Consider the following 18,468-nt stretch of genomic DNA (forward strand, 5'->3'; position numbering starts at 1 on the left):
ATGATACTGGAAACATTTCACCGGTCACAGACCGATAAGTTCCTTGGAGGCGTCTGCGGCGGGGTCGCAGAATATCTGGATGCCCCGACCTGGCTCGTACGGCTTATCTGGGTCGTTGTCACGCTCATTCCCTATCTGACGATCCCAAGCATCCTGATCTATATCCTGATGTGGATCTTCGTCCCGCTCGGGCCAAAAGCCCTTGACCCGAATACCGTCGACGCCGAGTTCAAAGTTAAGGAATAATCATGCATCCGCCGGAGGATCCGCAGGATCTGACCGATCCCCCGTTTTATCTGCCCCAGTTTGAAGAGGCATACCAATACATAATCAGGGAGTATTCTGTTGCTCCGCGGGATATCGGGATCTTTATTCCCTGTGCAGTGCGAAAACCCTATAGTTCGAGCCCCAGCCATAAGCTGTTTCATTCCGTATTTGATGACGTGTTTTTGGATAAGTCGAAGTATCATGTCGTGATCTTCGGCACATGCGGGACGGTTCCTGCGGAACTTGAACTGATGTATCCGTTTGCCCATTATCATTATATGCTCGGCAATGTGAAGGATCAGAAGATCAAGGATGACTTTCTCAGGATCGAGACGGGACGTATCGCCGGCTATCTGGAGAAGACGAAGGATACCTATACCTTCCGGATAGCCTACTGCATAGGGCTTTTCAGAAAAGCTATGGAGGCTGCCGTTCATCAGACCGGCATTCCTGTGGAGATCTATCCGACAAATCCTATGATCGACAAGCTTTACGATGCGGACTGTCCGTTTCCGGAAGGGAGTCTTTCCATGCAGGAGTATCTGCATGAGTTCAGAGTTGCCCTGACTGAGATGAGGGACAGGAAGATATGACGTTTCGGGAGGTCGCGGCCGTCAGACTGGATGAGAAGAAATCGAAGTTTTACGCTCATCTGTATGAGATTGATTCGGTCGATGATGTTGCCGCGATCCGCGAGATCCATGAAAAGCTGTATAAAAAGGCAGCCCATCACTGTTATGCGGCAGCCTTTGGGACGTTTCTGGACAGCCGTGCGGACGGGGAGGTCGGCTCTCCGGGCCGCGTGCTTGCCGAGATCCTGGAACGGCACGGTCTTTCGAGTCATGTTCTGATCGTTTCACGGCTTTTCGGCGGGATCAAGCTTGGTCCTGCCGGCGTGGCGCGGGCGTTTCGTGAAGCGGGAAACGGTGTCGTGACGGAGTATGAGGAGAGAAGAAAGGCATTATAATCCTGCGGCGATAAGTAATGGATTATGAGTGAGAGATTATGTCCGCTGCTGAAGGAGGCCTGTGTTCTGGGTTCCTGTCAGTGGTGGGATCCAGAGTGGAAGGATTGTACGATGAATGTTATGGTGCGCTATCTCCGGGCGCAGGATGTCAGAGCTACGTTCGAACACAATGTTCCGGCTGAGTTCCTTGAAGGGAAACGGACCTGAACGTATACTTTTTTTGAGAGTTGTCAGTTTTTTGGCGGAGAGAGATATGCAAAAAAAGATTATCTCTCTTTTTCCTGAATAAACGCAACGATCTCATCCAGATTCTCCGCCCTGACAAAGTCCCCGCCGATCCGGAGGGCATCGATCATCTCTCTCTCGCCTTCGTTCTTCGGTCCGGCTTTCTCCACCGTTTTGGCCACCATGTTCAGGATCTTGCGTTTGATCATGCTGAGTTTTTCTAGAGCTACCCCTCCCTGCAGGAAAAAGAGCTGGATATCGGTGATCTTGTTGTTCTCCCTCAGCTGGGGGATCGTGGTCTCATCAGGAGACATGATTCCCACCGCGGCGGCTCCCTGCACGGAAAAGAGTTTCGCGGCTTTCGCATACCCGCTGACTTTCCCTGCGCAGATCCACCCGAGGAAAAAGATCTCCTCTCCTTTCTGAAGTTCGTTCTTCGCCGTTTCTAACGGGAATGCCGGAATGCCGGTCTTTTCGCTCAGCATTACTGCATACTTCTGCGTAAATCCTGTGTTTGATTCGTAAACGATAGCTTTCATGTTTTCTCCTCCGTCTTCCGATGCTTTTTGACAACTGCCGGCATCGGCGTGCGGATCATACAATAGATGTAGATATGCTGTCTGAAAAGTTTATTTTTGTGATGGCTCTGCCGCCGTTGATTTGGGACTGCCCGATATTTCAGAACTCAAAGAGCGTCTTCTGCTGCCTGATATCTCTGAGCAGACCCATTTTTTGGATCCAGAAACTGGTCCCGAGTTTTTGCGAGGCCGAAGTCAGCGCCTCTTGAAGTGTTCCCACCCGGTCAGCAGGCGAAGAAAGCGATGCATGGGCGGCTTCTCTGATGACCCATGTCCCAAGAGGAGCCCAGTACTCACCGGAAATGTCCCGGATACACAAGACCCGTGCACATCTCCCGATGCTTTTCAGATACTCGAGAACAGCAAGTCTTGCCGAATAATAGGCTCCCGCGATTGGAGAATACTTCGGTTTGCTGAGCCCCTTCTCCCCGTCAACGACTATGGTCTCCTCGTCCCCGGACCAGAGAGAATGTTTCTGCCAGCGTTCGAGCATCTCGAACCTCCAGTCGTTTGACGGGATGAGAATGAAGCAAATCGTATTTCCATACAGGGTCCCGGAGAACACCTGATACTCGGGGAGAGCCGGCATTTTTATGACCTCGCGCTTGATCGAGGTGGAGATCATGTCGTCTGTGGCAGTAATCGCCCAGCGGGTGGGGACAACGCGGCGTTTCACCCCGAGAAGGCCGGCTGTCAGGAGGTTTGTGATCTTGTAGACATCCGTCCCATTCTCAAACATGATCCGTGCCGCCTCGGTTGCCTTGAGATCGGTATCCGAGGTACATCGGTCAACGATCCGGGAAACCGAGGCATTGTCGATGACATCCAGTTTTTTCATCGCACCCGACATGCCGACCGGGGTGACGGTCCCGTCAAAGTTTATATCGAACGAGACCGGTTTTTCAAACGCCACCTCGACGTCCAGCGGCCTGGCCGAAAGGGCGATCTCCTGAACTTTGCCGATGTTTGGGATCTTTACATCCAGATCGGATCCTCCCCGGATCGTTCTGGAACGAACGGAAACGATATCATCGATGGAGAATCCCTGTCTGACCCAGTCAAGAGGGTTGTCGGAATCGTTGATCATAAGGGGGCCGCCGACGACCCGCGGATAGCCGTAACTGCCGACGAAAACCGAAGGAGACGCTCCCATATATTCAGAAACGGGTTGTGTGTCTTTCAGTGCATGGAAACGCCGCGTGATCGGGCAGCTTGGCAGACCACAGAGTCCTTTTCCTTTGCATACGGCACACTGGGAGGGCATGATATCAGGTAGATATTGGTGCGTGAGGGATTAGGGTTTTGTGTCCGGGCTGCGGGGGGTATACTGAGGATTCAGCGTTTCCAGAAAGATCTGTTTTGGGATGCACGAAGGAACTCTTCCAGGGTAGCTATCTGATCCCAGAGAGTATGCACCTGGGTTTTCAGTTCTGCAACTTCTGCAGAGACGGAAGAGACCGCGTCAAGGATCGCAGTGGTATCGGCCTCGGATCTTTCCCGGAACGCAGAAAGCCGGTGTTCCATTGCGGCAATGCTTGTCTGGGCGGATCGAACGGCAAGAATGAGTTCCTCTTCCGTCTCGGAACGCGGAATCGGTTTTGGCGCCTCTTTTTTCGGTTCGGTCTGGATATCCACCCCCATCTTTTTCATATCTTCTATTGCCCGCTCCATCAGGGATTTCCCTCCGCGGATCGCCGGGACGATCACCTCTTTTGGGAGTCCCTGGGCCTGAAGATCGGCGATCTTTCTGAACCGGTCTACGGTATTGTCTTCGTAGACGCTGACTTTTCCGATTTTCCTGCAGGGGAGGATCTCTTCATACTCTTTTGCTATTGTCCGGCAGGTCTGTTCGTCGATGCCGAGAATTGCTGAGATCTCTGCGATTTTTTTTGTATTTTCCGCCATACTGCTCTTCTTTGATTCTATTGCACCGATATAATAAAAGGTTTGGCACTCGCGGTATTTCAAATGGTACTTACGCGGTGTGGGTGTGGTCCTAATTTAGGAAGGAGGTTGTTGGGTGTGGACAGATGAGATAAAAACCAACCGCGAATCGGCGCGGTTGGTTTTTCTCTTGTGTCAAAACGAATCCCTTGCTCGAAATCGAAGTGCATCTCATACGTACGTCAGTTTATTTCGGTCAAGATCACAACACCGCATAAGTCCTATCAAAAAGAAAAAATGAATGATCAGTTCGTCACTTCAGCAATGAATTTTTTGAACAGAAGACCTTCAATGAAAGCAACGATCCCGCCGAGGATAAGGAAGATCCCTAAGAGAACGACCAAAACTTCGGCACCGATCCCCGGCTGAAGCAGAAAGATCAGTCCGACGAGAAGGCCGAGAACACCTAAAATAAAGGTCAGAACACGGATACCTGCCGAAAGTCCCTGACTGAAGGCAAGGATGATATCGGTCAGGCCGGAGAGAAGGGCGATAATTCCTACACAGATCGTGCCGAACGTGATCATAAATGCAGGGTTCAAAAACGAATATCCTGCAATAATGATACCTATGACACCAAGCACGATCATCCACCAGGTCGTCTTCGGCTCGCCGAATGCGGCAAATCCGGAAAACAATGCTGCGATCGAAACGAACAGCAGGAAAAATGCGACCAGATAGGCGCCGAGATTCAGGGCAGAGAACGGAAACACGAGACAGAACACTCCAAACAGAACAAATATGACCGCTTTAAGGATCTGAATCTTCCAGGCATTTGGCCTGAGTTCCTGCTCAATGATTACAACACTTGTCATACTGACATACTGTCACATAACAGATGATAAAGATATCCGAAAAAAAGAAGACTGTCTATCTCCACGCCCTCTGCATCGCGATAAACTTCTGCTGGGAACTCAGTTCGCCGGGTCTCCGCTCAGGCGGGTGATATCTCCCGTACGCATCCAGCGTATGCCCCTTTACCGGATCGTCGATGAACGCAGGGAGTATTTTTTGTATCAGCACCTTTTTGATCCGTTTATCCAGGATCGGACAGAGGATCTCGATACGCCGGTGCAGATTCCTCGGCATCATATCCGGACTGCCGATAAACACCTCCGGATCCCCGCCGTTTTCAAAGTAATACACCCTCGCATGTTCCAGAAATCTGCTGACAACCGAGATCACACTGATCGTCTCCGAGAGCTTTTCGACCCCCGGCCGAAGCATACATACTCCTCTGACCGCCAGATCGATCCTGACACCCTTTTCTGAGGCGGCATACAGCGCATTGATGATGTCCCGATCCGTGAGCGAGTTCATCTTCATGATGATGCGCCCGTTCGTCCCGGAAATCTCCGCTTCCCGTTCGATCCTGCGGATGATCTCCTGGTCCATCGAGTTCGGGCTTATGATCAGCCGGCGGTAGACCGGGGAAGAGAACGTGCCGGCCAGCATCGCAAACATTGCCGCGGCATCCGTGCAGATCTCCTCATTTGCTGTGAATATGGCCATATCCGCGTAGATCTTTGCGGTATTTGCATTGTAGTTCCCGGTGGAGATGTTTGCATATCTGACGATCTGTCCATTCTCGATCCTGGTGATCAGACAGCATTTTGCATGGACTTTCACGCCGGGATATCCCATTATGACATTCACTCCCCCTTCTTTGAGTTTCGTCGCCCAGCGGAAGTTGGTCTCTTCATCAAAACTCGCTTTCAGTTCAACAACGGCGGTGACATCTTTTCGGTTTTTTGCCGCTGCCAAAAGCGCATCGATCACCGGAGACTCGGAACCCAGCCGGTAGAGCGTGATCTGGATCTTTACGACCGTAGGATCATCGGCTGCCGCCGACATGAAACGGATCAGCCCGTCGAAACTGTTGTACGGGTTGAACATGAACCGGTCTCTTTTGGCGATCGCGGAAAATACGTTCCCGGACAGGCCGGACGGCAGGGACGCGGTATACGGGGGAAATTTCAGGTTCGGACGTTTTACCGGGAACTCTTTCAGATCGATGAGGCCAAGGGGAGCGGCCATATCATACACGAGTTCCGGGACAAGGGAAAGGGCATCCACGAGAGGGGCCATATAGCCAAACGGCATCGTGTCCAGCGTTTCAAGTCTGCTTGGATACCGTTTCGCCAGCGTTTTCTGCGCATCCATGATGGCGCTGATCAGATCATCGGCATCGTCGCCTTTGAGATCGAGATCCGAATCCCGCGTCAGACGAACCGGCATCACGGCGTACACGGTCTCATCCGGAAACAGTGACAGGATATGTTTTTTCAGCAGATCCTCACGGAATATGAAGGTATTTTTCCGATCGCCGACCGGTACGAATCTACCCTTCTCATCAATGATCCTCTGGACCGGGATGACAGCTCGCCCTTTGTCTGTCTGAACGAGCATGGCAAATCCGTGGAGATACTCGTCATGCTGAATGTCGGAGAACCGGTCTCCCCGGAGAATGGTGAACGACTCCTCCTCGAGCTCCTTTTTGAAGGCTTTTTTCTCCTCATCGGTGCACTCCGCATACCGGAGGAAAAATATCCCCTCCGCAGCGAGTTTTGGGACCAGATCATTGTTCCACACCTCGGCCATATGGCGCATCAGAACGATGACGCGTGAGTAGATCATCTCCAGCTGGGTGCTGCTGCCGATCACTTCGCTGAATTCATCAGCCGAGTAGGTGGCGCCTTTCTGATACGCAGGCACCCGGACCATAAAAAATTCATCCAGATTTCCTGCCACGATCCCGAGAAAGGTCACCCGTTCAAGGAGGGGATTGTCGGTATTTTCCGCTTCGAATAATACTCGTTCATTGAATTTGAGCCAGGAAAGCTCACGGTTGAAATATCGTCCCGACTCTTTTGGAAACCGCGTGGCTTTTCTTACATACCTGTTTTTCCGGGTTTTTCCGGGTTTATGTATACTTCCCATATTCTGTATTTCCGTTTTACAATGATAGTCTGAATACTATTTAATTATTTATCTGCGGGCAGAAAATAGTAAGGTACTCATGGACGCACAAACCGCCGGATCACTGAAGCTTCTGAAAAATCTCTCCATTTTTACCGAAACCTACGGGTGTACCTATAATGCAGGGGATACCGAGAAGCTTATGGAGATCGCGAGAAGTCAGGGATGTGTTCCTGCTTTGTCGGCAGATCAGGCGGACGCGGTTTTGATCAATACCTGCGTGGTGATCGGGAGGACCGAGCAGCACATGTATGAACGTCTGGATTGTTATGCAGAAAAACTCCTGTTTGTTACCGGATGTCTGCCTCCGGTCGCAAAAGAGGTTCTCGAAACCAGGTATCCTCACATCCATATCATCGATCCGGATCATATCCACGCCTGCTATATGGAGGTCGCAACGGCGCATTCCGGAACAAATGGTGTTCTCCAGATCGCCCGGGGATGTAATGGTCATTGTACCTACTGCATAACCCGGCTCGCGCGGGGAAAACTGGTGAGTTTTCCGGCAGAGGATATTCTCCGGCAGGCCGAAAGCATCATCAAAGCGGGAGCGTCCGAGATCCAGCTGACCGCTCAGGACACCTCTTCCTGGGGGATGGACCGAAACGACGGGCAGAGACTTCCCGATCTCCTCAGGGCGCTTTGTAAGCTCCCGGGTCATTTTATGATCAGGATCGGGATGGCAAATCCTGATACGCTCCTGCCGCTTCTCGATGATTTTCTTGAAGCTCTGCAGGATCCGAAGATCTTTTTGTTTCTGCACATACCGGTTCAGTCCGGGTCTGACCCTGTCCTCAGACTGATGGGGCGCCGCTATACCTCTGCCCAGTATGAAGAGATCTGTACAAGGGCCCGGGAAGCGTTTCCCGATATCCGGATAAGCACGGATTATATCGCCGGATTTTCCGGTGAGACGGATGAAGATGCGGCGGCGTCTGTGGAACAGATCCGGCGGACAAAACCCGGGAAGGTGAATATTACTCGCTTTTCCGTGCGGCAAAACACGCCTGCCGCAAAGATGAAAAAGATCCCGGAACAGATAAAAAAACAGCGTTCGCGGGAGCTTACCACGGCGGCAAACTCGGTGTATGATGCCAATAATGCAGAGATGATCGGCCGTATTCTCAAGGCAGTCGTGACAGAAGTGGTGAAATTGGGCAGTGTCACGGCGCGCGATCGGACCTATCAGAACATCGTGGTTATGCAGGATATCCCGATCGGAACAGAGATCCGGGTAAAAATAACCGGACACCGGCGTCATTATCTGATCGGGGAGCTGATCTGATCCGAAAAAGACGGTCCTCTTTTTTTATTCGTTATACGCCGCGGGATATCCCGGATATACTGCCTGAAGAGAAGCGTATGCGCTAATTAGTTCTGCTTTCTAAAACAAGAGAAAAATAATGACGCGGGGTTCCGCATCATGTATTGATGTTAATGTAAAAAAATTGATGAGAAATGTTAACGCTTTGCTTTTGCTTTTGCGCCCATCATCGATTTCTTCGAGCGGCGGATCCGGTGGCGGATACGCTGATCTGCGATCTTCGGCCCGCGTCCGCGTCCGCGTCCCTGCTGCGGATTGTTTGCCATGCGGCTCTCAATCTTGGAGACGATGCTTGCTCTCTTGAATCTCTGATTCGGTCCGGGCTTTTTGACCTCTCCCTCTTTCTGCGGGACAAGGCGAATCTGACCGTTGACACCTTTTACCTGGTGCCAGTTGATACTTCCTGTCTTACCCATATTGAACTCCGTATTTTGTTAGTGCCCCATTCACTTAAACATATCTCTATGCTTCACCTGTATAACCTCAGATGATCCGGCCAAGTTCCTCATCCAGTACTTCGGAAACGACTTTCCCGTCGATCCTTCCCCTGACCTCCTTCATGATTACGCCCATGACCGGGCCCAGAGCCGCTTTCCCGCGGGTGCGGATGAACTCCACACGGTCGTTCACGATACCATGTACCAGATCCTGAAGCTCTTCGCGGGAGAATGCGGGAGCGACCCGCGATACCGCATCGGAGACTGACATTCCTTTGGCGCATGCCGTGAGAATATCTAAAACAGCCTCTTTAGCGGCGTTTCCGGCCTCGACCGTCTTCATGACGGCAATGATCGCGTCATCGGATAAAGCGTCGGAGGAGATGCCCGCTCGTGACAGCTCTTTAAGAGAGGCAAGGATCGTTCGTGCGGCAAACACCGGCCGGATCCCTTCGGATACTGCGCGCTCGAACAGCGGAAGTTCTTCAGAGAACGCCATCTGCCGTGCCATACCGGGGTCGAGTCCGTATTCGGCGACAAACCGCTCTGCTTTCACCGTCAAAAGCTCAGGGGCTGCAATGCTCTCCCAGTACTCTTTGGTAACGGGGACCGGGAGAATATCAGTTTCCGGATACATTCGCGCAGCGCCCGGAAGCGGACGCATGTAGGCGGTCGAACCTCCTTCCAGCATCTTTCTGGTCTCTTCGGGAACACCTTCGAACGCCATCTTCGCCCGGCGGATGATCATCTGCATGGCGCACCGGCATTTCTGTTCCGTAGATGCAACGATAACGACGGCGTCCTCAGGTCCGGCGCCGAGGGTCTCTTTCAGAACATGGACCTCCTCCTCGGTCACGCCGTAGGCCGGCAGTTCGTCCGTATGGAAAAGTCCGCCCACCCCGCATTTCTTGGCGTAATCAGACATCTCCGAGCCCAGACGGCGATCCGGCTGGATCTCCAGACCGACAAGGCCGTTAAATCCGTGGAGCACGGTTCCAAGGATCACGCGTGCTTTCTTCAGGACCTGGGACTGGGTCCTGGCAAAAACAGAGGTGACATCATACACTTCTCCGTTCACCAGTGCATTTCTTGCCTGGAGTTCATCCCGGATCGCAAGCAGCGAGAGCTGCCTCTGGACCTCGCGGCGGACGACCTCAGCGATAAGATCTAGCTCCTGGACGCCTTTTATCTCCACTCGTGCGCCGTCTCTGATCGAGACATTGACATCCTGCCGGATCGTGCCGATCCCGCGCTTGACCCGGCCGGTCGAACGCAGCGTCATCCCGATATACTGGGCGATGTCATGGACCTCTTCCGGGGTCTTCATGCAGGGAGAGGTGGTGATCTCGATGAGCGGGATTCCCAGTCTGTCGACAGAGAAAATCGTGTCTTCGACACGCTGACATGCCTCCTCTTCTACCGCGACCGTTTCCACCCTGCAGGCGTGCTCGATCGCTCCGTTCAGCGCGACCAGGGCAGTTCTCTGGAAACCGCTGGTCGCCGAGCCGTCCACGATCATCTTGCGCATCGTATGGATCTCCGGAAGGGGCGTCATCTCAAACATCTTGGCGATCGTCAAAACGATGTCCAGCGCATCCGGGTTGAGGGGTGCGGGCGGCTCTTCATCGATCTCGACAAGACCGGTGGTATCATACGTGTAATATGTGAAAAGACGCTGGTTCATCAGCTCTTCCTTTGCCGCCCGGTCAACGTCCCCCATCTCAGATACGGCGACACGCAGATATCTGCTGACCTCGCCTGTGTGTTCCGCCGAGTCACGGATGACCGTCGGCGAGTGGCAGAACAGCTTTTCTTTCGTGTTCAGCTGCTGGTGGATCTCAAGTCCTGCTTTCAGACCGACTGCTTCATAATCCATTATGCATACCTCCAAAGATCATATTCAAGTTCACCCTTGAGGTTTGTCCTGATCAGACGGAGGATATCCTCTTTTCGCGTTGCATTTCCAAGCACCCACATCAGTTTCACGAGTGCGACCTCGGGAAGCATGCTTCCTCCTTCGATGACGCCGGCATCCAGAAGATCACGGCCGGTCTCATACACGCGGTCACAAACGCTTCCCGCCTGACACTGGGACGTCATGATGATGGTAGTTCCTGACGCCGTAAGACCGGCGATCCGGCTGATACAGTCTGTTCCCACATGTCCAAGACCCGTTCCTGCGATCACGAGACCTTTGTAACCTTTGAAGGCGTCAAAGACTGCCGGATCCATGCCTGGATAATACTGCAGGAGACCGCAGGACGGTTCAAGATTATTCGCGAGGCGGAGCTCCTTTGTTCCGCGAAGGACCGCATCTTTTGCAGGAACGACCGTTCCGTCGGGATAACTCACTTCTCCGACAGGACCACGTCCGATGCTTTGGAACGCGTCACGGCGTGAGGTGTGATTTTTGCGGACCCGGGTCGCCCGGTGAAGAGCACAGGTCGTATCGCTCTCGTTCGCATGCATACAGACAACGACCTCTCCCATCTGACTGACGGCCGCTTTCGCCGAGCAGATCGCATTCATCGCATTATCACTGCTTGGACGGTCGGCGCTCCTCTGCGCCCCGACAAACACGACCGGAACGGGAGTGTCCAGCATAAAGGAAACCGCCGCCGCGCTGTAGAGCATCGTGTCTGTACCATGGGTGATGATGATCCCCTCTGACCCGTGCAGGATCTCGTCATGGATCGTTCCGGCAAGCTCCTGCCACATGGCAGGATTCATGTTTTCAGAAAGGACCTGAAACGGCTGAAGGGTGTGATACCGTGCGATCCCTGCAAGTTCAGGGATGCTGCGGAGTATGTCCTCGGCTGTAAATCTGGAGGAAACGGCCCCGGTCCGGTAATCGACGGTGCTTGCGATCGTTCCGCCGGTCGATATTATTGAAAGAAGCGGCAGAGCCGGATCCTGTTTTATCGGCAGCACGCGGGGTTTTTCTGCAGGGACCGTCTGTTCTTTTGTGGAGCAGAGGGAGGTCGGGACACAGATATTGTATCCGCTTGAAAGTTTTACGATCGCATTCTCACCGGAACGGTTGATATAAATACCGTCCATCTCGACTCCCGCAAATCTTACGGTTACCGGATCACTGTTGTTCAGACTCATAAATCTAGCTCCTGTATGGCTGTTTTCATTTTTTCATCCGCATCTCTGAGCTGATCCTGCAGGATATCGGCGGTCACCTGATCCTGGACCAGCCGGATGTCTGCCACTTTTACGGCTTTTTTCATCATCTTCGGATTCGGCGAACCGAAACTCTGCTTCTGCCGGAGGATCGTTGCCGGATGAAGGACTTTTTTGATGGTTTCTTCGGTCAGTCCCTTCTCTTTCAGCGAGATCGACGCAAGATCTTTTGCCGCGGCATCCACGACGTCGAGCTCGAGAGATCCGAGTTTCACGGCGCGTCCGACGATGTTGTGTGCGGTCCTGAACGGGATGCCGTACTCGCGGACAAGGAAATCAGCAAGCTCGGTGGCGGTCGTATTGCCGGCCGAAGCCTGCTTTTTCATCACAGGCACATTGAACTCTGCAGTAGAAATGATTTCTGCCAGAAGGGGCAGAGACATATTCGTCTGACGGAAGGCGTTCCAGAGATGCGGGTTCAGATCCTGCAGATCGCGGTTGTAGCTCATGGGAAGCGATTTGATCAGCGTGAGGGCTGCTGTCAGTTCTCCGATCACGGCGGCGCTTTTTGCCCGCATGATCTCGAGCGTGTCAGGATTTTTCTTCTGGGGCATGATGCTGCTTGTCGAACAGTAAGCGTCATTCAGATCAACGAATCTGACAAATGACGTTGACCAGAGGATCAGCTCTTCACAGATGCGGCTGATGTTCGTCATCAGGATCGCAAGCGAACTGAGTGTTTCTGCGATGAAGTCACGATTCGCCACGGCATCCATACTGTTTTCCATAGGGTTTGCAAATCCGAGATACGCGGCAGTGAGATTTCTGTCGATAGCAAAACCCGTTCCGGCAAAGGCGGCCGATCCAAGAGGGGAGATGTTGACACGCGTGTAGGCATCGAAGAGACGGGCAGTGTCACGGGCAAAGAGGCTTTCGTAGGCCAGAAGGTAATGAGCCAGCGTTGTCGGCTGAGCATGCTGAAGATGCGTAAAACCCGGCATTATTGTGGTCGTATGCTCCTCTGCGCGGGAGATCAGAGACTGACGCAGCTCAAACAAGGCGGTCAGCGTGTCGATGAGGAGTTCACGGGTCCGCATGCGAAGACAGGTCGCAACCTCGTCATTTCTGCTCCTGCCAAGATGCATCCGCCCGCCCGCATCAGAACCCGCATCAGCCATGAGCTGAGCTTCGATCCCGGCATGGATATCCTCGCGGGTCATATCGAATACATCGGCAGGAAGACCGTTTTCCATATAGCCCAGCAGCGTCGTGAGCAGTTTTTTTGCAGATACTGCATCGATCAGATCCTGTTTTCTAAGCATCAGGATATGCGCGATATCAACCCGGATATCGCTGTCCGCTATCTCTCGGTCAGCTTCCATTGAGGAAAGATACTGTTCTACCAGGGCAGAACGTCCGCCTTCCAGTCTTCCGTTACGAATCTGATCTTTTGCCATGTAAACTCTAAACCTGTGTAATTATTTGGTTCGGAGGAGTTAAAATGGTTGAGTGCATGCAGTAAGAAAAGCTGCCGCACAGTTTTTTCATCAGAAGAAATATCAGCTCATCTCGATTTGAGAGAAAAAAGAGGAAGGGATCATGAGAAAAGCTCTGCATGATCCGCTCTGCTGTATGCGTCCAGAATAGTTTTCTCAGATTCGCTCGAACGATCCTACACGCAGGGTCCCTTTCGGGTTTCTGTGCGCCATATCACCTTTGAAAACCGTGAGTCTGTGTCCCTTTTCGGTTATGTGACCTGTCTGTACAAATGTTGGAAGGAAATCCGTAACATGGCCGTAGATCGTCGCTTCTCCGTCGAACATATCTCCGCAGGGCATCAGACAGTCTCCTTCGATCAGGAGTTTGCCGCCCTTCATATTACCTCCGGCATGGATGCCGGCATTTCCTTTTACGTGGACCAGGCCGCCAAACAGACACTCGGCGCAGTAGTCACCGACGTTTCCCTCAACAAAGATCTGGCCGCCTCTGACACCTTTTCTTCCGCCCCGATACCCGGAGCCGCAGTAGTTACCGGCATTTCCATGACAGATGATCTTTCCGCCAAGCATTTCACGACCAAGCCAGTGTCCGGCATCACCCATGATCTCGATCGTGCCGCCGCTCATAAAATCCCCGCAGTGCATCCCGATGTCCCCTTCGACAATGATCTTCCCGTCGGTCATGTATTCACCGATACGTTTGACCTGATGACAGTCACCGACCAGAATGATCTCGGTCGCCGAAGGGCCGGCTGCCTCCCCGTCAACTCTGATGTAGAAGACATCCTTGAGCAGCTTCTGCTCATTTCCCACATAAACCGGCACGTCGATCCTCTTTGACAGGATCTCAGGGCTGATCGATTCTGCTTCGATCGGCAGAAATGGATCGATCTCCTCGCGTAAGATCAGGGTTATCCGTCTCATAATCGCGTCTCCGTCTCGATCTTCACACTGCCTGAAAGATAGAACTTCTCATCGACCGCATAATTTTCCATGCGTATCGAGTAATTGTTCTCAAAGGTTTTGATGAGATCCGGATCTTTCGCCATATCATACTTCTCCGGAACTTTCGGGCTGCACCAGAAGATCCGGTTCTGTTTGTCGGCAAGGATCGTGTCGTCTTTGGATATCAGAACACCAGCTTTCATCGTGTATTTTGTCTGTGCGAACCCTCTGATGACTTCTGCATACTGTTTTGACGGGTCGAGTCTGTCGGGTCTGAACGGATAGACCGCTATATCGGCTTCGGCTCCTGGCCCGAGATGTCCTTTCCCTCTGTCGATAAGACCAAGAGCACGCGCCTGACCCGCCCGGGTCATTACGGCGATCTCTTCGAAGGTCAGCTCACGGTCCAGCGCAGGAAGAACAACCCGGCTTTCGGTCTTTGGGTGGATGGTGGCAAACTCACGGTCACGGTATTCCTTGCTCATCAGAAGTCCGATGATCTCGGGATATTTGACAAACGGCGCTCCGTTCGGGCTGTCGGTCGTCAGCATACACTGCCACGGGTTTTTCACGAGAAGGGCAAGTTCGAGACCGATCGCCCACATGATGCTGTTCACCAGATTTTTCCGCCGGTAGATCACCGGAATGACACCGGATGCGGTCTCCATCTCGACATCATGGTTACTCCATTTGTCCTGATGGAGACGGTACAGGTTGAACTCCATCGGACCGTCCGCCGTCATGGTCGTGGTCCGTCCAAACATCACCTGGCCCATATCGATGGTGATCTGCGGGCGCAGATTCACCATGTTTGCGACCGGTTCGGCCTTCGAACAGAAATCTCCCCATCCGGTCCCGCCGTATGAATGGAACTGGACATGCGTGAGATAGCAGGTCTGCCGTTTTGGGTTCAGATCAGGAACGAGCCCCATCGAGCCGATCGTGCAGGTGAAGTTTCCCGGTTTGCCCAGGTTATTACAGTGGAGGTGGACCGAATGCGGGAGATCCAGCATCTCGTTTGCCTCGATCACGCCTTTGATGTACTCCGCCGAACTGAGGTCGAACTCGGGGATCGGTTTTCGCATGCATTCCACATTTTTTCCCCAGCTCCACATCTCGGCGCCGAGCGGGTTGGTGAGTTTCACGCCGTATCCTTTGACTGCATCCAGACGCCAGGCTATAAGCGCGGCGGCCCGTTTGATATCGCCGGAGGCTACTGCCCGCATCACGCCCCAGTCTCCGTCGAAGAGGGTCAGAATGAGTCCGTCCTGCAGAGGGGTGTTTTTAAATTCTTCGTGCGTGTGGCGGGCTTCCAGCGGGGCCATGGCGCCTTCGGTGAGGGTCGTGTACCCCATCTGGGCATACCGGTAACTGTTCCCGTAGGTTGTCGGGATGCTGTATCCGGAAACGGCCCGCATCCCGTTTCTTCGCGGAGCACGGCCGGCCCGCATATCCTCCGGACTCATATATCGGCCGAAGTTGACCTTTGTTCCGCAGATATGCGTATGGGAATCGATCCCCCCGGGAAGTGTCAGGAATCCTCCGGCGTCAATGATCTCGGCATTTTTCGGCTCCTCGTCAGTGATCCTGCCGTCGGCAACAAAGATATCCATCTTTTCGCCGGATATTTTGTTGACCGGGTCGACGACATAGGCATTTTTGATGATATAGTTCATTTACGCCTCCTCCTGGACCGCAGCCACGTTTCGAATCACATGGATCGCACCGTTTGGACAGGTTTCCATACACACTTTGCATCCTTTGCATCGTTCATTGTGCATGACCTTATTTTTACCATGCTCGACCCGGATGACCCCCTCCTGAGAGTTTGAGGTCCCGCCTGCACTGATCAGCGGATCGAACTCGTGATTTGCGGGGCACGCGGTCGTGCAGTTTCCGCAGCCTGTGCAAAGGTCCGTATTGATTTTTACGATGTATTCATGCGTAAAGACAAGGCCCTGGGCATGTTTTCGTGCCAGAAGATCCCCGCTGGTCAGGACATCTTCCGGACATGCCTCCACGCAGTATCCGCACCGGACACAATGACCCTGCGTGATCTGGGGATTCCACACGCCGTCCGTCTGGACCACATCGATCGCGCCCGGACAGGGGCAGATCATTTTGCAGGCAAGACAGTGGGTGCATTCCTTTCCGGTCAGCTCCGGAAAATCCCGGAAGTAGGATGGTTTTGTCAGGGGCGCTGTCTTTACCGTAAAAAATGCCTTCAGCCAGGAAAGGCGCAGGAACTCATGAACATAGGTAAACAGGGTCATTCTACCGCTCCGCGCAGGCTATACAGGGGTCAGCACTGATGAACGTCGATGTTACATCAGCAGCAGATGCCAGATCTTTCATCATCGCATGGGTCGCCACTTCGATGTTTGGAATAGACGGCGTCTGGATCGAGACAGAAACCACCTGTCCGGCCGCGTCTATCTCGATGTCGTAGGTGAGATCACCCCTTGGCGCTTCGATCGTGTGTTTGATCCTGCCTGCTTTCATCTCTCCGCCGTTGCGGATCTTTCCGGGTTCAAGAGCGGCGACGGCATTTCTGATCAGATTCAGAGACTGGAAGAGTTCGTCGAACCTGAGCATTATCCGGGAAAAGTTGTCACTTTCAGTTCTCGTGATCATATGCCACCCCATCTCCAGATAGAGAGGGTCAGCCTTTCTTGCATCGCGGGGAAGGCCTGCAGCACGGGCAGTCGGGCCGACCACACCCGATGCCTGGGCATCTTGCATGGAAAGGACGCCGATCCCTTTTGACCTGAGACCGATCATCGGTCCGGTCTCAAACATCTTTACAAAGCGTTTGAGTTCCTTCTCCATATGATAGGTGCCTGCAAGGATGGCTGCCGCATTCTCTGCGGACAGATCTTCACGAACTCCCCCGGGAACCACATAGGCCGCCATGATCCGTGTCCCGGTCATGAGTTCGATCGAATCCATCGCGGTCTCACGGAGATTAAGCAGGTACATGCCAAGCGTTTCATGCTCGATCGTGTAGCAGTATGAGTAGTTTGCAAGAAGATGACTCTGGATACGGTCAAGTTCGTTCAAGATCAAGCGGAGGAGTTCTGCCCTTCTTGGAACCGTGATCCCGCTGATCTTTTCCAGAGCTTCAACGATCACCGTATTGTGGACGACAGAACATATCCCGCAGACCCTCTCTGCAAGAAAGATCGTCTCCTGCCAGGGCCGCCCGACCATGATCTTTTCGATCCCTTTCTTTACGTATCCGAGTTCCACTTCGGTGGTCACGACCCGTTCTCCCCGCGTTTCACATTTGATCCTGCAGGGTTCCTTAAAACAGGGATGGACCGGTCCGACTGGCAGGGATACATCAACGACTTTTTTCATTTCTTCTGCCCTCCTTCCTTCTCCTTCTGCGAAACCTCATAATCCCTGAACAGTATGTCTGCCGCGCCGAGGATCGCGGTGATGATCTCCGTCGGACTCGGCGGACATCCGGGTACCGCCGCCGTGACCGGGATATATTTACTGACCGGCGGATCGATCAGTTTACCCGGCCGGTTGAATACACATCCCGATATCGGGCAGTTTCCAATAGTCACGACCGCTTTCGGGTCAGGTACACGACCCCACAAATCGGGCAATTTATCGATCCACTGGGGAGACATGCCGCCTGTCACAAGGATCACATCGGCCTCTCTTGGATTGTTGTGGACATAGATCCCGTATTGTTCTATATCATACCTCGGGGCAAGACAGGCGAGGATCTCGATATCGCATCCGTTACAGGATCCGGTATTTACATAACATACATGGATCGAACGCTGACGAACGGCATTTTTTATCTGCTGCAGAACACTCATGATATCTCCTCCAGGATCATCCTGAGAATATCTGCAGTTACGGCGTCTTTTTCCCCGGCAAGAGCGCGGTAGTGATCCGCCCGTTCTTTTGTGAGGATCCCGGCCGCTGTTGAGAGATGCGGCAGAGACAGGGCATCTCCGATCTCGTCGGACCTAGCCTGTATCTCGGCTGCGTCATATCTGGGTCCAAGATTTTCCAATGTCATCAGATCACATTTTTGGATCAGAATTCTCCGCATACGCTGACGTGAGATGCCGAGGCGGTTTGCCAGCGCGATCGTCACGTCATTCTGCCGGACACCGCTGAGCGATGTCAGTTTCATGGGGGTCAGATCCCT

At 53.0% G+C, this 18,468-nt stretch carries 20 protein-coding genes; 5 read left to right on the plus strand and 15 right to left on the minus strand.

What is annotated here, in order from left to right; genetic code table 11:
- Genes EYA77_RS07065 through EYA77_RS07080 form a run of 4 tightly spaced genes read left to right on the plus strand, consistent with a single transcriptional unit; the run spans position 1 to position 1,441 of the window.
- Positions 1–246 carry a PspC domain-containing protein gene (locus tag EYA77_RS07065; RefSeq protein ID WP_042699910.1) on the plus strand — a complete coding sequence of 82 codons (246 nt, stop codon included), beginning with the start codon at positions 1–3 and terminating at the stop codon, positions 244–246.
- Positions 247–248: 2 nt separating this feature from the next.
- Positions 249–860 carry a DUF5591 domain-containing protein gene (locus tag EYA77_RS07070; RefSeq protein ID WP_167816309.1) on the plus strand — a complete coding sequence of 204 codons (612 nt, stop codon included), beginning with the start codon at positions 249–251 and terminating at the stop codon, positions 858–860.
- Complete coding sequence (locus EYA77_RS07075; RefSeq protein ID WP_042699914.1) at positions 857–1,234, plus strand: YigZ family protein; 378 nt, start codon at positions 857–859, stop codon at positions 1,232–1,234. The genes EYA77_RS07070 and EYA77_RS07075 overlap by 4 nt, the downstream gene beginning before the upstream one ends.
- A 24-nt stretch (positions 1,235–1,258) precedes the next feature.
- Positions 1,259–1,441 carry a hypothetical protein gene (locus EYA77_RS07080; protein ID WP_095642078.1) on the plus strand — a complete coding sequence of 61 codons (183 nt, stop codon included), beginning with the start codon at positions 1,259–1,261 and terminating at the stop codon, positions 1,439–1,441.
- Between the two features lie 59 nt (positions 1,442–1,500).
- Here EYA77_RS07080 and EYA77_RS07085 read toward each other — a convergent pair whose 3' ends face one another.
- The 5 genes from EYA77_RS07085 to ppk1 form a co-directional block, all read right to left on the minus strand.
- The gene (locus EYA77_RS07085) at positions 1,501–1,998 is read right to left on the minus strand and encodes a hypothetical protein (protein ID WP_167816310.1); all 498 of its coding nucleotides are present in this window, start codon (positions 1,996–1,998) and stop codon (positions 1,501–1,503) included.
- Between the two features lie 139 nt (positions 1,999–2,137).
- A complete protein-coding gene (locus EYA77_RS07090; protein ID WP_167816311.1) occupies positions 2,138–3,301 on the minus strand; it encodes a hypothetical protein in 1,164 nt (387 codons plus the stop codon).
- 71 nt (positions 3,302–3,372) lie between these two features.
- On the minus strand, positions 3,373–3,942 hold the full coding sequence (locus tag EYA77_RS07095; RefSeq protein ID WP_095642076.1) for a MerR family transcriptional regulator: 570 nt from the start codon (positions 3,940–3,942) through the stop codon (positions 3,373–3,375).
- A 284-nt stretch (positions 3,943–4,226) separates the two neighbouring features.
- Complete coding sequence (locus EYA77_RS07100) at positions 4,227–4,796, minus strand: HdeD family acid-resistance protein (RefSeq protein WP_042699922.1); 570 nt, start codon at positions 4,794–4,796, stop codon at positions 4,227–4,229.
- A 55-nt stretch (positions 4,797–4,851) separates the two neighbouring features.
- Positions 4,852–6,921, minus strand: coding sequence for a polyphosphate kinase 1 (gene ppk1, locus EYA77_RS07105; RefSeq protein WP_095642075.1), 2,070 nt, complete (start codon positions 6,919–6,921; stop codon positions 4,852–4,854).
- A gap of 79 nt (positions 6,922–7,000) precedes the next feature.
- Here ppk1 and EYA77_RS07110 point away from each other — a divergent pair, with 79 nt between their 5' ends.
- Positions 7,001–8,245, plus strand: a complete 1,245-nt coding sequence (locus EYA77_RS07110) for a tRNA (N(6)-L-threonylcarbamoyladenosine(37)-C(2))-methylthiotransferase (RefSeq protein ID WP_167816312.1) — start codon at positions 7,001–7,003, stop codon at positions 8,243–8,245.
- A 176-nt stretch (positions 8,246–8,421) separates the two neighbouring features.
- Here the strand turns inward: EYA77_RS07110 and EYA77_RS07115 are convergent, their stop codons facing one another.
- The 10 genes from EYA77_RS07115 to EYA77_RS07160 all read right to left on the minus strand — a co-directional run bounded on the left by EYA77_RS07115 (position 8,422) and on the right by EYA77_RS07160 (position 18,453).
- Positions 8,422–8,700 carry a DUF5350 domain-containing protein gene (locus tag EYA77_RS07115; RefSeq protein WP_095642073.1) on the minus strand — a complete coding sequence of 93 codons (279 nt, stop codon included), beginning with the start codon at positions 8,698–8,700 and terminating at the stop codon, positions 8,422–8,424.
- A 67-nt stretch (positions 8,701–8,767) separates the two neighbouring features.
- The gene (gene gatE / locus EYA77_RS07120; protein ID WP_042699925.1) at positions 8,768–10,597 is read right to left on the minus strand and encodes a Glu-tRNA(Gln) amidotransferase subunit GatE; all 1,830 of its coding nucleotides are present in this window, start codon (positions 10,595–10,597) and stop codon (positions 8,768–8,770) included.
- Positions 10,597–11,832, minus strand: a complete 1,236-nt coding sequence (gatD, locus tag EYA77_RS07125; RefSeq protein ID WP_167816313.1) for a Glu-tRNA(Gln) amidotransferase subunit GatD — start codon at positions 11,830–11,832, stop codon at positions 10,597–10,599. Before gatD ends, gatE begins: the two co-directional genes overlap by 1 nt.
- Entirely contained in the window at positions 11,829–13,307 is a 1,479-nt protein-coding gene (gene argH, locus EYA77_RS07130) for an argininosuccinate lyase (protein ID WP_042699931.1), read from the minus strand. Before argH ends, gatD begins: the two co-directional genes overlap by 4 nt.
- 195 nt (positions 13,308–13,502) lie before the next feature.
- Entirely contained in the window at positions 13,503–14,273 is a 771-nt protein-coding gene (locus EYA77_RS07135; RefSeq protein ID WP_042699933.1) for a formylmethanofuran dehydrogenase subunit C, read from the minus strand.
- A complete protein-coding gene (locus tag EYA77_RS07140; RefSeq protein ID WP_042699936.1) occupies positions 14,270–15,970 on the minus strand; it encodes a formylmethanofuran dehydrogenase subunit A in 1,701 nt (566 codons plus the stop codon). Before EYA77_RS07140 ends, EYA77_RS07135 begins: the two co-directional genes overlap by 4 nt.
- The gene (locus tag EYA77_RS07145) at positions 15,971–16,567 is read right to left on the minus strand and encodes a 4Fe-4S binding protein (RefSeq protein WP_167816314.1); all 597 of its coding nucleotides are present in this window, start codon (positions 16,565–16,567) and stop codon (positions 15,971–15,973) included.
- A 1-nt stretch (position 16,568) separates the two neighbouring features.
- A complete protein-coding gene (locus EYA77_RS07150; RefSeq protein ID WP_042699942.1) occupies positions 16,569–17,654 on the minus strand; it encodes a nickel-dependent hydrogenase large subunit in 1,086 nt (361 codons plus the stop codon).
- Positions 17,651–18,130 carry an NADH-quinone oxidoreductase subunit B family protein gene (locus EYA77_RS07155; RefSeq protein WP_042699944.1) on the minus strand — a complete coding sequence of 160 codons (480 nt, stop codon included), beginning with the start codon at positions 18,128–18,130 and terminating at the stop codon, positions 17,651–17,653. The genes EYA77_RS07150 and EYA77_RS07155 overlap by 4 nt, the downstream gene beginning before the upstream one ends.
- Positions 18,127–18,453 carry a DUF1959 family protein gene (locus EYA77_RS07160; protein WP_180738265.1) on the minus strand — a complete coding sequence of 109 codons (327 nt, stop codon included), beginning with the start codon at positions 18,451–18,453 and terminating at the stop codon, positions 18,127–18,129. The genes EYA77_RS07155 and EYA77_RS07160 overlap by 4 nt, the downstream gene beginning before the upstream one ends.
- Between the last annotated feature and the right edge of the window lie 15 nt (positions 18,454–18,468).

The sequence above is a fragment of the Methanocorpusculum sp. GPch4 genome (genome assembly GCF_012062385.1).
In the GTDB taxonomy this organism is placed as follows: domain Archaea; phylum Halobacteriota; class Methanomicrobia; order Methanomicrobiales; family Methanocorpusculaceae; genus Methanocorpusculum; species Methanocorpusculum parvum.

What these genes read in the sequence shown, in the direction of transcription:
- EYA77_RS07140 (WP_042699936.1), bottom strand. Translation starts at nt 15,970, where the DNA reads ATGAACTATATCATCAAAAATGCCTATGTCGTCGACCCGGTCAACAAA.
- EYA77_RS07135 (WP_042699933.1), bottom strand. Translation starts at nt 14,273, where the DNA reads ATGAGACGGATAACCCTGATCTTACGCGAGGAGATCGATCCATTTCTG.
- EYA77_RS07095 (WP_095642076.1), bottom strand. Translation starts at nt 3,942, where the DNA reads ATGGCGGAAAATACAAAAAAAATCGCAGAGATCTCAGCAATTCTCGGC.
- EYA77_RS07145 (WP_167816314.1), bottom strand. Translation starts at nt 16,567, where the DNA reads ATGACCCTGTTTACCTATGTTCATGAGTTCCTGCGCCTTTCCTGGCTG.
- EYA77_RS07065 (WP_042699910.1), top strand. Translation starts at nt 1, where the DNA reads ATGATACTGGAAACATTTCACCGGTCACAGACCGATAAGTTCCTTGGA.
- EYA77_RS07155 (WP_042699944.1), bottom strand. Translation starts at nt 18,130, where the DNA reads ATGAGTGTTCTGCAGCAGATAAAAAATGCCGTTCGTCAGCGTTCGATC.
- gatD (WP_167816313.1), bottom strand. Translation starts at nt 11,832, where the DNA reads ATGAGTCTGAACAACAGTGATCCGGTAACCGTAAGATTTGCGGGAGTC.
- EYA77_RS07085 (WP_167816310.1), bottom strand. Translation starts at nt 1,998, where the DNA reads ATGAAAGCTATCGTTTACGAATCAAACACAGGATTTACGCAGAAGTAT.
- EYA77_RS07075 (WP_042699914.1), top strand. Translation starts at nt 857, where the DNA reads ATGACGTTTCGGGAGGTCGCGGCCGTCAGACTGGATGAGAAGAAATCG.
- gatE (WP_042699925.1), bottom strand. Translation starts at nt 10,597, where the DNA reads ATGGATTATGAAGCAGTCGGTCTGAAAGCAGGACTTGAGATCCACCAG.
- argH (WP_042699931.1), bottom strand. Translation starts at nt 13,307, where the DNA reads ATGGCAAAAGATCAGATTCGTAACGGAAGACTGGAAGGCGGACGTTCT.
- EYA77_RS07110 (WP_167816312.1), top strand. Translation starts at nt 7,001, where the DNA reads ATGGACGCACAAACCGCCGGATCACTGAAGCTTCTGAAAAATCTCTCC.
- EYA77_RS07150 (WP_042699942.1), bottom strand. Translation starts at nt 17,654, where the DNA reads ATGAAAAAAGTCGTTGATGTATCCCTGCCAGTCGGACCGGTCCATCCC.
- EYA77_RS07160 (WP_180738265.1), bottom strand. Translation starts at nt 18,453, where the DNA reads ATGAAACTGACATCGCTCAGCGGTGTCCGGCAGAATGACGTGACGATC.
- EYA77_RS07090 (WP_167816311.1), bottom strand. Translation starts at nt 3,301, where the DNA reads ATGCCCTCCCAGTGTGCCGTATGCAAAGGAAAAGGACTCTGTGGTCTG.
- EYA77_RS07100 (WP_042699922.1), bottom strand. Translation starts at nt 4,796, where the DNA reads ATGACAAGTGTTGTAATCATTGAGCAGGAACTCAGGCCAAATGCCTGG.
- ppk1 (WP_095642075.1), bottom strand. Translation starts at nt 6,921, where the DNA reads ATGGGAAGTATACATAAACCCGGAAAAACCCGGAAAAACAGGTATGTA.
- EYA77_RS07070 (WP_167816309.1), top strand. Translation starts at nt 249, where the DNA reads ATGCATCCGCCGGAGGATCCGCAGGATCTGACCGATCCCCCGTTTTAT.
- EYA77_RS07115 (WP_095642073.1), bottom strand. Translation starts at nt 8,700, where the DNA reads ATGGGTAAGACAGGAAGTATCAACTGGCACCAGGTAAAAGGTGTCAAC.
- EYA77_RS07080 (WP_095642078.1), top strand. Translation starts at nt 1,259, where the DNA reads ATGAGTGAGAGATTATGTCCGCTGCTGAAGGAGGCCTGTGTTCTGGGT.